This window comes from Halopenitus persicus (assembly GCF_002355635.1).
In the GTDB taxonomy this organism is placed as follows: domain Archaea; phylum Halobacteriota; class Halobacteria; order Halobacteriales; family Haloferacaceae; genus Halopenitus; species Halopenitus persicus_A.
In genome coordinates this window covers 1,260,163-1,273,066 of the sequence record NZ_AP017558.1, presented here as the reverse complement: position 1 = coordinate 1,273,066, position 12,904 = coordinate 1,260,163, and the positions used below count along the sequence as shown (strand labels likewise).

Sequence of the window (12,904 nt, the reverse complement as noted above, 5' to 3'; positions counted from 1 at the left end):
GTCGAGTTTCGGTCGATCCCGAGCCCGATATCTTCAACTCTTTACGTGCGGATGCCGACGCCTCGGGTATGAGCCACCACGTTCTGCTGCTCGGAGCGCCCGGTGCGGGCAAGGGAACCCAAAGCAAGAAGCTCGCCGCGACGTACGACCTCGAACACGTGACGACCGGCGACGCGCTGCGCGCCCGGAAGGACATGGAGACCGAGTACGGCACGCCGCGTGAGTTCATGGAGGCCGGGGAGCTCGTTCCCGACCCCGTCGTGAACGAGATCGTCGAGGCGGCGCTCGCGGACGCGGACGGCTACGTCCTCGACGGCTACCCGCGCAACCTCGATCAGGCCGAATACCTCTCGGAGATCACCGACCTCGATGCCGTGATCTTCCTCGACGTCGACGAGGAGGTCCTCGTCGACCGGCTGACCGGCCGGCGGGTGTGTGACGACTGCGGCGCGAACTACCACGTCGAGTTCGCCCCGCCCGAGGAGTCGGGCGTCTGCGACGACTGCGGCGGCGAGCTCGTCCAGCGCGAGGACGACACCGAGGAGACCGCCCGTGAGCGCCTCTCCGTCTACCGCGAGAACACCGAACCCGTCATCGAGCACTTCCGGAAGACCGGCGACCTCGTCGAGATCGACGGCGAGGCCGCTCCCGAGGACGTCTTCGACCGCATCACCGGCGTCCTCGACGAGGAGTGACGGTCGGCTTCGGCACCGGTCGGTCGGTGCGTTCAGCCTCGATCGACCGGTCGGGGTCGGCGCCAAGCTAAAAGGTTCTTAACGGTCCGTTTCCTACCGCGTGACAATGAGCACGGTCGAACGGAAGGTCAGGACCCTCGTCGCCGAGGACGACGGGATGCGCGAGGCGATCGATGTCGTCCTCGAGCACGCCGCCGACGGCGAGGTCAAGTGGGTCGACGTTCGTGAGGACATCTCGAGCGGCCAGTGGGGCCGGCTGATCGAGAAGGGGATCCTCACGGACGGCGAGGCCGGCTTCGCGCTCGCCGACCGCGAGGCGATCGAGGACGGCCTCGAGTCCGCCGACGAGTCGGGTACTGCGTCCGGATCGGGCGGCGACGTGGAGACTCCCGAGGGAACCTCCTGGTCGAAGTGGGACAAGGCCGCGGGGCTGACCACCGTCGGCCTCTTCGCCGGCTACGCGTGGGCTCCGGTCCGGACGGTCATCGCGGGTGCCGTCGACGTCGTGTTCGGCCCGCTGATGAACCTGGTTCCCTTCCACATCGTCGTGATGGTCGTCGCCCTCGCGACCGGCCTCTACTCGACCCTCCTGCGCGCTGGCCTGATGGACATGTCGAAGATGAGCCAGTATCAGGAGCGGATGAAGGACATCCAGGAGCGCCGCAAGGAGGCGAAACAGCGGGACGACCAGGAGGCGCTCGACGCGATCCAGGACGAGCAGATGGAGGCGATGGGCGACCAGCTCGGGATGTTCAAGGAGCAGTTCCGCCCGATGGTGTGGATCATGTTCCTCACCATCCCGGCGTTCCTCTGGATGTTCTGGGTCGTCGGCTACCGCGGCTCGGAGGCCAACTACCAGCTCGGCGAGCTCGTGATCCCGATCGCCGGCCGAGCCGTGGAGTGGACCGAGCCGATCCTCGGCCCGATCCAGATCTGGATCGTCTGGTACTTCCTCTGCTCGATGGCGTTCACCCAGATCATCCAAAAGAGCCTCAACATTCAGATGTCGCCGACGTCGGCGTAGCCGGCATCCTCGAAACGCGGCGCCGCACCGGCCGGTCCCCTTCCTCGTCGTCGCTCCGTTCCGCCCGCTACGTGTCTCCCACGAGCGCAGCGCCTCCTCGTCCCGGAACGTCTGGCGTCCTCGGGAGATCCTCAGGCGTCCTCGGGAGATCCTCAGGCGTCCTCGGGAACGCGGTCGGGCGCGTGGTCCCGGATCAGATCGAGCACGCGCTCGACGCCGACGAACCCCTCCGCGAGCCGGTCGACCGGCGCTCCCTCGACGAACAGAACGAGCGTCGGCACGCTCCGGACGTCGTATGCCTCCACGAGCGAGAGGTCGGTTCGCGGGTTGACGGTCGCGACGGCGACGTCCGCCGCCCGGGCGACCGTCCCGAGGACCGGCTCGACGGACTGACAGAGGGTACAGCCTTTCGTGTAGAACTCCACGAGTGCGACGTCGTGTTCCGCGAGGAACGCGTCCAGCTCGTCGCCGGTGTCCAGGTCGATCGGCCGGTCACCGGGAACCGCGCCATCGTCGTTCGGCTCGTCCGCGGCGGTGGCTCCGTCCGCGGCGGTGAATGGATTGCCAGTCATACGTGATCGGAGGGTCGCGACGCGGAAAGCCTCGTCGGGGACCGGGGAGTCCGGTCACCGGCGGCCGCAGATGCTCACGAGGTCGTGGAGGTCGTCGATCTCGTATGTCGGGGTCCGGCTCAACTCGAACTCGCGGCGATGCGGGCGGCGGATGAACGCGGAGTCGATGCCGGCGTTGTCGGCGGCCTCCAGGTCCGACTCGTTGTCGCCGACGAACAGCGCCGTCTCCGCCTCCAGGTCCTCGAGGGCCCGCTGGAGGTAGTAGGGGGAGGGCTTCTTCCGCGAGAGGCTGACGATCGACGGCTCCCGACCGTAGACGGCCTCGAAGCGCTCCCCGAGGTCGAAATGGTCGAGCAGGAACTCGACGGTCGCCTGCTGGTTCGAGGAGACGACGCCGAGCGAGGCGTCGAGGTCGTCGAGAACGCCGACGTCCTCGTAGGGCGTCTTGCGACCCGCCCGCGCGTCGTCGATCTGCGCGTCGCTTGCGGTCCGATCGCGGACGCGCCAGAACTCGGCGGGATCGACGTCGTACCGCTCACAGACGTCCGTCAGCGTGGCCGGCGTGACGCCGATCGCGAGGTCGTCGACGTGCGCGAGGTCGGGGTCCTCGACGCCGACGCTCTCGAAGGCGTTCCAGGCGGCCTCCCGGAGGGTATCGAACGGGGTCCGTCCCACGAGCACCCCGTCGTTGTCGAAGACGACAGCGTCGTACACGGCCGCTTTCGGGGCGACACGCTCAAAAAGGTTTCAACTCGCCGGATCAGTTCGCCGACCGGTCGTCGTCGACCGAATCCACGTCACCAACCGGACTCCCGTCGTCGATCGGAACCACGTCGACGACGGTCTCGTCGATCAACCGTCCCAGAACGACGTGCGGAACCGACGGGAGCGAGGAGTCCTCCCGTGGCTCACGTCGCCGTACAGCCATCCGATCCCGAACGACCGCGGCGATCTCGCGGGCGGTCGCCGCCGCATCGTCGTCGTCGACCTTGTTGAGAAGGGGGATCACGCACGCACCCTCGGGGACGCCGGCCAGCCCGCCCGCGGGACTCGCGAGGACGGTGCCGACGAGCTCGGGGGTGACCGTGTCGCCGATCGCGACGTCGAGCCCCGCTCCCCGAGCGACGTCGACGACGCGCTCCGGGCGATGAACGAGGTCCTCGGTCAGCGGTTCGCCGACGACGGCGACGCTCGCGACCGGCACAACCACGTCGACCCCGTCCGGAATCTGCGGCTCCGACTCGCCGGGCGCCTTGAACTCGCGGGTCCGAGCCCCGTCCGCTTTTATCAGGACCGGGCCGTCGTGGGAGTCGACGATGCGGCTCACGGTCTCCCGGTCGTAGCCGAGGTACCGGTCCTCGCGTTCGCGAGCTGGGACCAGCCCGAGCGGGAACTCCACGCGCGGGGTCGTCGTTTCCGGTTCCGATGCGCCCCCCTCGGCCGGTCCCGTCTCGGACGTGCTCCGGTCGAGTCGCTCGGTCGGCTCGGCCGTGACCGAGACGGACCCCACGTGTGGATCGAAGATCGGGATCCGGACGGTCGCGGTGACGACCGCGCGGTCGAGCCGGTTCGCGAGCGCATACATCGTCGTCTTCTTGCCGCCCGCGCCGACGACCGCCACGGCGGCGTCGTCGGCCCGGAAGGCATCGATCGGATCCATCTCGTCCCGCGGTTGGCGCCCGACGCCGAAAGGAATATCGACGACCGGCGCATCAGTCGACGACCGGCGCATCAGTCGACGACCGGCGCATCAGTCGGGAGGTTCGCCGCCGCCCTTCGATTCCACGGCGTCCTCCACATCCATCGCTTCCGTTCCTTCCAGGAACGCCCGGAGGGCAGCCGCGCAGTCGACACACACCAACACCTGTAGCTCGCCGTCCGGGTCCAGCACGTCCACGGCGCCGAATTCATCGCCCGGATCGATCGGCGTTCCGCAGCGAATACAGTCGTGTGAGCGCCGGAGCGTCACGTCCCGTACCCATCCCGCGCAGTCGCATCAATCCCCTGGATCCGACGTCTGTGATCCACCCACACGACGGAAAGGTTATTATCTCTCGATCCACTACGTATCGGATGCCGCGCGGGAAACCCAAATCGTGTGCCTCTGACAACCGATTTTGGTTCGTCGTCCCCCCGACGATCCCCCCCGCCCGCGGCTTTTGACGACCCCGTGACCGACGAGCCTCCGGCTTCCCGTGGCCCGTGACGAACGCCGTGGCAACCGCTCCGCCGAGTTCGTCCGCCCCGTGCCGGTACCGATTTACCACGCCGACCGCTATCGGTCGGTATGGACGCGGACGCGCTCGCCGACGAGCTGCGAAGCTACGGGGTCAGCGTCGAGTCGATCGCCGTCGAGGAGGGAACCGTCGGCGTGACGTATCTGACCGCCTTTCCCGGTGAAACGGTCCCGAAGCGGGAGGTCGGGCGGGCCTGTAACGCCCTCATCGACCTCGCTGACGAGGGCCGGTGGGAGCCGCAACCGGTGGAAGCAACGGTGGTCCGTGCACCGGGCGACGTGCTCGGGTGGTGGTCGCTCGATCCGGCGTGGATCGACCGGATCGTGGCCGACGACCTCACCGAGACCGAGTTCTCGACGCGGGTGGTTGAGACCATCACCCATCCAGCCCCGGACGACGGTTCGGAGGGTGACGATCGATGACCCGACGGATCCCCCGGAACCGGGCACAGCGTGACCTCGACCGGCCGCCCCGCGAGCGGTTCGCGACTCGGACGCTGACCGCCGATTGCGGCGACGGGAGCTGCCGCGGCCGCCTGTATCTCCCGTCCGCAACCAGGGATCCGCCGGTGGTCGTGATGGGTCCGGAGATCGGTGCCGAGGCGAGCTTCGGGCTGCCGGCGATCGCGGAGCGGTTCGCTGCGGCGGGCTACGCCGCGTTTCGGTTCGATTATCCGGGCTTCGGCGACTCCGACGGCGACGATCAGCGGATCGATCCCGCGGGCCACCGCCGCGCGTACGCGGCCGCGGTCGACCGCGTCGGCGAGGTCGCCGACCTCGGATCGTCGGTCGTCGCCTACGGCGCCGGCTTCGCGGCCGCACACGCCCTGTGGGTCGCCGGCGAACGGCGCGCGGTCGACGCGGCGATGGCGATCACCCCGATCCTCGACGGCGGCGCGTACCTTCGACGGCGCGGGATCGGCCCGTTCGTCCGAGCGGTCGGAACCGGGGTTCGCGGCCGAATCGGCGACGCGATTCCGGGTGGCGTCACCGGCGGACGGACGGTCCCGATCGCCGGGGATCCCGAGACGCGTGCGGTGATCGCCGCGCCCGGCGCAAAGCGCGCGTATCTCGACCTCGTCGACCGGGACTCCGCCTGGCGCAACGAGACGCCCGCCGGCTCGCTGCTCGCGATCGCCCGGACCGACCTCGGCGACCGCCTCGCCGACGTCCGCGTCCCGACGCTCGTGCTCGCGGGCGCGGATGACGCGCTCGCGCCCGCGGAGTCGGTCGAATCGGCGGCCGACCGGCTCCCCCGCGGGACCTACGTCCGGCTCCCGGCCGATCACTGGTCGATCTACGGTGCCGACTTCGAGCCCGCGATCGGCCATCAGCTGGCCTTCCTCACCGACGTCTTCGAGGACTGACCTCCCCTCGCCGCGCCGCGTCGTTTTCGCCTGTCCGCGCGACCCCTCCCGTCGCCCGGTCCCTTTTAAGCCGCCGCGGGACGATCGACCGCGTATGACCGTGGTTGCCCTGCTGAGCGTCGCGCCCGTGATCGAGGGAAGCATGTCCGAGGAGGTCGCGGCTGCCGTCGCCGCCCTCGACGACTTCCCGGTGAGCTACGAGACTAACCCGATGGGGACGGTGATCGAGGCCGACGACGTCGGAACGCTGTTCGACGCGGTCGAGGCCGCACACACGGCGGTCGATGCCGACCGCGTCTCGACGGTCCTGAAGATCGACGACAAGCGGACCGTCGACGCCTCGGCCGCCGCGAAGGTCGCCGCCGTCGAGGATCACCTCGGCCGGACGGCGAAGCGGGAGCGGGAGCCGGACCGATAACCGATCCGCGAACGCGCGTGGCGACGCGGTTCTGACCGATCAGACCGCCTCGGTGTTCGCGGTCCCGCCGGCGTCGGCGCTGCCCTCGGGGTTTCGGACCGTGACCTCGAAGCTCGTCGTTCGGAGCACGGTTTCGGACTCGCCCTCGTGACCGGCCAGGTCCGCCCGAAGGACCACGTCGAGGACGGTCGCGGCCGTCTCCCCGGCCTGCAGCGTCGCGTCGCTCAACGCGTCGCTCGTCACGTCGTCGCCGATCGCCGTCGCGTCGAGCCGCTCGAGAGTGAGCGAGAGGGCGCCGGCGACGTCCGCGAACCCGCTCGTCCCGTCGACCGGGGCTGCCTCCGTGATCGGACCGGGCGTGTCGGTGGCCGTGGTCAGCGTCTCCTCGACGATCGTGTCAACGCCGTCGTCGTTTCCGACCGCGATCGTGACGTCGATCGTCCGCACGCCGCTCCCGAAGTCCGCCCACTCGACGTCGATCGCCGGCGTGAGGTAGACCGCCTCGATCCGGCCGTCGTTGCTGACGACGGTCGGCGTGTCGCCCGCCTCCAGGGCCGCCGGGTCCCCGTCGATCGCCGCGCTGGCCGCGGTCGAGCCCGCCGTCAGGAGAGCGCCGCCGGCCGTCGACGCGCCGACCACGCCGGCGGTTCCGGCGAGCAGCGACCGTCGTGAGACGAGGTGGTCGGAGTCTGGATGGAGTTCGTCGAACATCGTGGAGCGGACTGCGTCGGTATCCGGGATAAACCTCCGGCGGTGGAACCGGTTTCCGCCGACGCGTTTGCGACGATCGGGGTCGCGTCCACGGCCGACGCTTGATAAACCCCTTACGCGAGGAGGACGCAGGACCGGTATGGACAGCATCAACCGGACCGCGATCGAGCTCGTCGACGAGGCGCTCGAGTTCGCCGGCGAGCTCAAGATCCAGCCACACGAGCTGGACGACGAGGCCACCGTCATCGACTTCGGCGTGGCGGCGGACGGCGGCATCGAGGCGGGCATCCTGCTCGCGGAGGTCCAGACCGCCGGCCTGGCCAACGTCACGACACGGATGGGCCGGATATCGGGAGCGCCCCGCCCGTACGTGGAGGTGACGACGGATCATCCCGCGATCGCGTTGCTGTGCTCCCAGAAGGCCGGATGGGAGCTTTCCTTCGACGATTTCGAGGGACTCGGATCGGGGCCGGCCCGTGCGCTGGTGGGTCGCGAGACCGAGTTCGAGCGCGTCGGCTACTACGACGAGTCCGAGTTCGCCACCCTGGCGGTCGAGTCGGCGACGCTTCCGGACGCGTCGGTCGCCGAGCACGTCGCGGAGCTGGCCGGCGTCGACGCCTCGGGCGTCTTCCTGCCGACGTTCGCGACCGGCTCGGTCGTCGGGTCGGTCACGATGGCCGCCCGCGCGCCGGAGCTCGCGATGTTTCGGCTGCTCGAGATCGGCTACGACCCGACCGACGTCCTCACCGCCGCGGGATCGGCGCCGGTTGCGCCGGTGAGCTACGACGAGGACGTCGCGATGGGGCGGACGAACGACGCGCTCGCGTACGGCGGCGAGGTCTACCTCCAGGTCGCCCGCGACGACGACCGGTTCGACGAGCTCGTCTCCACCGTCCGCGACGACTACGGCACACCCTTCATCGAGGTGTTCGAGGACGCCGACTGGGACTTCTATGACGTCCCCGAGACGGTGTTCGCGCCCGCCAGCGTCACCGTCGACGTCGTCGACGGCCCCACCTACAGCCACGGGGGAACCGACGAGACGATGCTCGCCGAGTCGTTCGGGATGACCGACGCAGCCGGACACGGCTTCGAGTAGCCGGTCCGGACCGATACCACCGATGCGCTTCAAGATGCTCCCCGCGCCGCCCGCCGACCTCGACCGCGTCAGCGAGGCGCAGCGGGCCGTTCCGCTCGTGCCCGGCGACGAACAGGACTGCTGTGCCCGGCTTCAGCGCCGGCTCGGGTTCCCGAGCCGGGACGTGTCCCGAACCTGGCTCACCTTTCTGCGGGCGCTCGAGCTGGCACGGGAGACCGACGCCGGCTTCTCCAGGACCGACCGCGATCCGACCGTTGAGCACCTCCGGCGGTCGTTTCTCGACCGCGTGCTGCTCGCGCCCGGGACCCTCGCGGCCGTCGCGGCGGTCACGACGGGCGAGGAGGACGCGGATGCCGAACGGGCGGCGGGAAACGACGACCCGACCGCGGAACGCGGCGCCTCCGTCGACGCCGTCTTCGACCGGATCCGCGATGCGGTGCCGACCTACGAACACCACAAAAACCCCGACACGTGGGAGTCGATCTGGCGCGATCAGACCGCCGATCTGCTCGGCTGGCTGGCGCTGCTCGGATTCCTTGAGTCCGTGAACGCCGACGCCGGCGATGCGGCTGATGCTGACGATGCGGCCGACGCCGATCGGTACGTCCTCACCGATCGTGGCCGGGAAGCGCTCGACGGCGGCGACTGAGGCCCCAGTCTCGCGAGCGCGTTCGCGAACCGCCGGTCGGCGACGTGACAAGGCTTTTGCCACGCGCCGGTGAGTGTCGCGTATGGGACGATTCGAGGGGCGTCGGACCCCCGAAACGGTCGAATACGAGCCGGCGAGCGTCAAGGACCTGCTCGTCGAGATGAAGGACACCGCGGAGCTGCTCATCGACCTCTCGTACTCGGCCGTCCTCCACCAGAGCACCGACGTCGCCCGCGAGGTGCTCGAGCTCGAGCACAAGATGGACGTCCTCCAGATGCGCGCCCGGATGAGCCTGATGCTCGCCGCCCGGAACCCGAACGAGGCCGAACAGCTCGCGCCCGTTCTCGGCGTGATCGGCGGCGCGGACAAGGTCAGCGACGCCGCCGGCGACATCGCGAAGATCGTCTTAGAGGAGATCGGCCTCCCCGACGCGATGCGGGGCGCCCTCTCGGAGGCGGTCGAGATGCTCGTCCGCGGAACGATCGCGGAGGGATCGCCGTACGCCGGACGGACGCTGCAGGATATCGACCTCGAGTCGGAGACCGGCGTCCGGATCATCGCGATCCGCCGTGCCGACGACTGGATCCTGAATCCCGGACCGACGACGACGCTGTGTCCGGACGACGTGGCGATCTTTCGGGGTCCCGAGGCGTCGATCCCGGACGTCCACGAGACCGCGACCGACGAGCCCTACGTGGCCGAGGAGCCGGTCGAACCGGACGTCTCGGACCTCGAGCGTGCGGTCGACTCCATCGTGTTGATGAAGAACCTCTCGGAGCTCGCGGTCGATCTCGCCTACGGGTCGGTGTTGTTCGACGCCGAGGAGCTGGCCGAGGAGGTGAGCAACCTCGAGGTCGAGGTGGACGCGCTCCAGTCCCGCTTCGAGGCCTGGACGCTGCGGGCGGCCCGGGACGCGTCCGATCCGGTCACGCTCCGGGGGCTCATCCACCTGGGCGTCGCGACCGAGGTCATCTCCGACGCCGCGGTGGAGATCACCGAGGGCGTCCTCCGCGACCTCGAGGTTCATCCCGTCGTGGAGCTGGCCGTCAAGGAGTCCGACGAGATCATCACGCGCACCACGATCGAGTCGGACAGCGACCTCGAGGGGGCGGCGATCCGCGAGGGCGTTCCCGAGACGGACATCTCAACGAGCGTGCTGGCGGTCCGCCGTCCGGACGAGGGCTGGCTCGTCGGTCCGGACATCGACACCACGCTGCGGGCCGGCGACGTGTTGATCACGAAGGGGACGCGCACCTCGGCCGCGGAGTTCTCGGACCGGGCGGCCTAGCGGGCGCTGGGCGGTGAGGCTGCCGCTCGATCCGGGTCCGTTCCTTATCGAATCGGACGAAGGGCGTCTACCCCAGCCGGAACGAGGGCTCGTCGGCGTCGCCGTCGAGGTCCTCGAGCTGGATGACCTCCTCGTCCTCGTCCTCGAGCTGCTCGCGGAGGTAGGTGACGTACCGTTTGTGCTCCTCGAGCTGCTCGCGGAGGTGGTCGGCCTCGAGCTCCAGCCGTTCGTGCTCGCGGATGAAGCTCTTGGGCACCTCCACCTTCGGCGGGAAGGAGTCGTCGGCCTCGCCAGTGCCCTCGAGCTCGTGTTCGGGGACGACCCGGACCTTGCCGTCGTGGGCAACCAGCGTGTCCACGTAATCGCGGAACACGGCGGACAACGAGATGTCGCGCTGCTCGGCGATCTCGCGGAGGGTCTCGAAGGCGTCCTCGTTGACGCGGAACGAGATGGTCTTGTTCTTGTTGCCCATCACCGACTATTGGGCGGTCCGTTCACTTAAGCGTTTGTCAGACGATTCCGTGAGACGACCGAAATCGGCCGTCCCCAGCCTGGAGCGGTCGGAATCATCGATCGGCGGTCGCGATCCCCGACCTACTAGGCCGCTGGACGTGTGTGACCGACTATGCGCGAGCACGCTCGCCGGACGACCGTTCTCGTCCTCTCGGTGCTGCTCCTCGCGGGCGTCGTGACGGCTCCCGCCCTGGCGGGCGGCGCGTCCGCGGCGGAGACTGGCGCGTCAGCGATGCCCGGGGCGTCGAGCGCAGTGACTGGACCGTCAGCGTCGGCGACGGTCGACGCGTCCGATCCGGCGACGGTCGGACCGGCAGCGCTGCTCGACTCGAGCACGGCGACGGCCGAGACGGTCCGCGTTCGGAACCACCTCCGACGGGTCGAACCCGCCGGCGAGTACGGCGTTCGGACCCGAGTCGAGATCCCGGACCGCGTCGTCGAACTCCGGATCCGGATCCCCGACCGCGCCACTGACGTGTCGGCGGACGGGTTCACACGCGAGAACGCGACGTCGTGGGCCTGGGACGAGCGGACCGAGCGTCCGCGCCTGACGTACCGGATGCCCGCCAATCGGACGGTCGAGGACGGCGGGCCGTTGGAGGGGGACGGCCGATACCTCTTCGTCGACGTCGGCGACTGGGCGGTCGTGAACCCGCCGCAGGTCGGGGTTCGTGTGCAGTCCACCGGGCCCGTCCGATTCGAGCGCGAGAACGTCGTGGCGGGGGAGGGCGCCGCGGGCGAGTCGATGGCCTATCTCGGCCCCTTCGAGGAGCACGTCGGGTCGGCGAACGGCCAGCGATTCCGACTGATCGTTCCCGAAAACGCCGAGTTGGCCTCGTCGCCGGATGCGATCCTCCGGACGCTCGAACACGCCTCCGGCGCGCTTCGGGTCGGCGATCGCGACGCCGAGGTGTTCGTGATCGCCGTCCCCACGAGCGACGTCGGCTGGGGAGTCCGGGGACTGCAGAGCGGTCCGGCGGACATGTGGGTTCGGGACGCCGAGCCGGTCGACGACGCGACCGACGTCTGGACCCACGAGTACGTTCACACGCGGCAGGACTATCGAACGACCGCGTCCGGACGCTGGACGACCGAGGCGGCGGCGACCTACTACGCGGCCCTGCTTGCGCTCGAGCGCGGCGACGTCGACTTCGCGGCGTTCCGGCGGATCCTCCGCCAGGGGGAGCGGGACCCGCAGGCCGGCGCGACCCTCTCGCAACCCGCCACCTGGCGGAACGACGCACACTACTGGAAGGGCGCGCTCGTCGTCGGCGAGATCGACCGCCGGATCCGGCTGGCGACCGACGGCGAGGACGCCTTCACGAGCGTGCTGCGGGAGCTGAACGCGGCCGAGGATCCGGTCACGAACGAGGACGTCCTCGCGGCGGTCGCCGCCGCGGGCGGGAGCGACGTCCGGACGACGGCGCGGTCGTTCACGACGACCGACCGAGCGCCGACCGCGTGGGACCGTGACGCCCACGACGCCGCGTTCGGAACGCTGCCGGCCCGGATCGGCTACTCGATCGCCGGCCCCGACGCGGTCCGCGTGACCGGGGAGTACCGCGACCGCGCTGTCGACCGGGATCCGATTCGGCTCGTCGTCGGGGAGGCGCTCCGCCTGCGGGTGTCGGTCTCGAACGACGGCGGCACGGCCGGCGACTACGACCTCGTCGTCCGGCTCGACGGCGAGACGGTGGCCACGAGAACGGGACGACTCGCGGCCGGAGAGACCACGGTCGAGACGGTCGAGCACCGGTTCGAGGCGCCCGGCACGCACGACCTGACGGTCGGCGGGCAGTCGCTTCGGGTTTCGGTGACCGACCCCGCCACGGCGGCCGTTGACGACCTGACGGTCGCTCCCGAGACGGCCGTCCGCGGCGAGACGGTCGCCGTAACCGCCGCCGTCGAGAACGCGGCGTCGATCCCCGCCGGCGGATCGCTGACGCTCCGGATGAACGGCGAGGCGGTCACCACGCGGGAGGTTCGCCTCGACGCGGGCGAACGGAGCGAACTCCGGTTCGAGGTCACGCCCGACGAATCCGGCGAGACGACGATCGAGATCGGCGGGGAGCGCGTCACGCTCACGGTCACGGATGGCGGAACGGGTTCCGATCCCGGCGAGTCCACCGCCGACGACGATACCGGTGACGACTCCGCCGACCCCGACTCCGAGCCGCTCCCGTCGATCGAGGAGGTTCCGGGGTTCGGCCCGGCGGCTGCCGTGATCGCGCTGCTGCTCGCGACGACGCTGTTCGCGGCGCGAATGCGGCGACGGTAGGGATGGGCTGGATCCCGATCTATTTAAAAGGACGTCCGGGTGTTTAAAAAGAGC

Annotated in this window: 15 protein-coding genes; 9 read left to right on the top strand and 6 right to left on the bottom strand. The window is 69.8% G+C overall.

Going from position 1 to position 12,904, the window contains the following annotated elements:
- The first annotated feature begins 68 nt into the window (after positions 1 to 68).
- Both CPZ00_RS06155 and CPZ00_RS06150 read left to right on the top strand, forming a co-directional pair.
- Positions 69 to 695: an adenylate kinase gene (locus CPZ00_RS06155; protein ID WP_096390098.1), complete on the top strand. Its 627-nt coding sequence runs from the start codon at positions 69 to 71 to the stop codon at positions 693 to 695.
- 106 nt (positions 696 to 801) lie between these two features.
- Positions 802 to 1,719, top strand: a complete 918-nt coding sequence (locus CPZ00_RS06150) for a DUF106 domain-containing protein (protein ID WP_096390097.1) — start codon at positions 802 to 804, stop codon at positions 1,717 to 1,719.
- 152 nt (positions 1,720 to 1,871) lie between these two features.
- Here the strand turns inward: CPZ00_RS06150 and CPZ00_RS06145 are convergent, their stop codons facing one another.
- From CPZ00_RS06145 to CPZ00_RS15330, 4 genes are all read right to left on the bottom strand, one after another.
- Positions 1,872 to 2,291 carry a thioredoxin family protein gene (locus tag CPZ00_RS06145; protein ID WP_096390096.1) on the bottom strand — a complete coding sequence of 140 codons (420 nt, stop codon included), beginning with the start codon at positions 2,289 to 2,291 and terminating at the stop codon, positions 1,872 to 1,874.
- 54 nt (positions 2,292 to 2,345) lie between these two features.
- The gene (locus CPZ00_RS06140) at positions 2,346 to 3,005 is read right to left on the bottom strand and encodes an HAD family hydrolase (protein WP_096390095.1); all 660 of its coding nucleotides are present in this window, start codon (positions 3,003 to 3,005) and stop codon (positions 2,346 to 2,348) included.
- A gap of 46 nt (positions 3,006 to 3,051) precedes the next feature.
- A complete protein-coding gene (yqeC, locus tag CPZ00_RS06135) occupies positions 3,052 to 3,951 on the bottom strand; it encodes a selenium cofactor biosynthesis protein YqeC (protein WP_096391616.1) in 900 nt (299 codons plus the stop codon).
- 90 nt (positions 3,952 to 4,041) lie between these two features.
- Positions 4,042 to 4,260, bottom strand: coding sequence for a hypothetical protein (locus CPZ00_RS15330; RefSeq protein ID WP_157744197.1), 219 nt, complete (start codon positions 4,258 to 4,260; stop codon positions 4,042 to 4,044).
- A gap of 318 nt (positions 4,261 to 4,578) precedes the next feature.
- Between CPZ00_RS15330 and CPZ00_RS06130 the strand changes: the two genes are divergently transcribed.
- From CPZ00_RS06130 to CPZ00_RS06120, 3 genes are all read left to right on the top strand, one after another.
- The gene (locus CPZ00_RS06130; RefSeq protein WP_096390094.1) at positions 4,579 to 4,950 is read left to right on the top strand and encodes a hypothetical protein; all 372 of its coding nucleotides are present in this window, start codon (positions 4,579 to 4,581) and stop codon (positions 4,948 to 4,950) included.
- Positions 4,947 to 5,894: an alpha/beta fold hydrolase gene (locus tag CPZ00_RS06125; RefSeq protein ID WP_096390093.1), complete on the top strand. Its 948-nt coding sequence runs from the start codon at positions 4,947 to 4,949 to the stop codon at positions 5,892 to 5,894. The genes CPZ00_RS06130 and CPZ00_RS06125 overlap by 4 nt, the downstream gene beginning before the upstream one ends.
- Positions 5,895 to 5,988: 94 nt before the next feature.
- Positions 5,989 to 6,312 carry an MTH1187 family thiamine-binding protein gene (locus tag CPZ00_RS06120; RefSeq protein WP_096390092.1) on the top strand — a complete coding sequence of 108 codons (324 nt, stop codon included), beginning with the start codon at positions 5,989 to 5,991 and terminating at the stop codon, positions 6,310 to 6,312.
- A gap of 39 nt (positions 6,313 to 6,351) precedes the next feature.
- Here the strand turns inward: CPZ00_RS06120 and CPZ00_RS06115 are convergent, their stop codons facing one another.
- Positions 6,352 to 7,023 carry a hypothetical protein gene (locus CPZ00_RS06115; protein ID WP_096390091.1) on the bottom strand — a complete coding sequence of 224 codons (672 nt, stop codon included), beginning with the start codon at positions 7,021 to 7,023 and terminating at the stop codon, positions 6,352 to 6,354.
- Positions 7,024 to 7,162: 139 nt separating this feature from the next.
- On the opposite strand from CPZ00_RS06115, the gene mch reads away from it, so the two are divergent.
- From mch to CPZ00_RS06100, 3 genes are all read left to right on the top strand, one after another.
- Positions 7,163 to 8,122, top strand: coding sequence for a methenyltetrahydromethanopterin cyclohydrolase (gene mch, locus CPZ00_RS06110; protein ID WP_096390090.1), 960 nt, complete (start codon positions 7,163 to 7,165; stop codon positions 8,120 to 8,122).
- Between the two features lie 22 nt (positions 8,123 to 8,144).
- On the top strand, positions 8,145 to 8,771 hold the full coding sequence (locus CPZ00_RS06105; protein WP_199243400.1) for a hypothetical protein: 627 nt from the start codon (positions 8,145 to 8,147) through the stop codon (positions 8,769 to 8,771).
- 82 nt (positions 8,772 to 8,853) lie between these two features.
- The gene (locus CPZ00_RS06100) at positions 8,854 to 10,059 is read left to right on the top strand and encodes a potassium channel family protein (RefSeq protein ID WP_096390089.1); all 1,206 of its coding nucleotides are present in this window, start codon (positions 8,854 to 8,856) and stop codon (positions 10,057 to 10,059) included.
- 67 nt (positions 10,060 to 10,126) lie between these two features.
- Here CPZ00_RS06100 and CPZ00_RS06095 read toward each other — a convergent pair whose 3' ends face one another.
- Positions 10,127 to 10,531: a ribbon-helix-helix protein, CopG family gene (locus CPZ00_RS06095; RefSeq protein ID WP_021073239.1), complete on the bottom strand. Its 405-nt coding sequence runs from the start codon at positions 10,529 to 10,531 to the stop codon at positions 10,127 to 10,129.
- Positions 10,532 to 10,684: 153 nt separating this feature from the next.
- On the opposite strand from CPZ00_RS06095, the gene CPZ00_RS06090 reads away from it, so the two are divergent.
- Positions 10,685 to 12,850, top strand: coding sequence for a CARDB domain-containing protein (locus tag CPZ00_RS06090; RefSeq protein WP_096390088.1), 2,166 nt, complete (start codon positions 10,685 to 10,687; stop codon positions 12,848 to 12,850).
- The last annotated feature ends 54 nt before the right edge of the window (positions 12,851 to 12,904 follow it).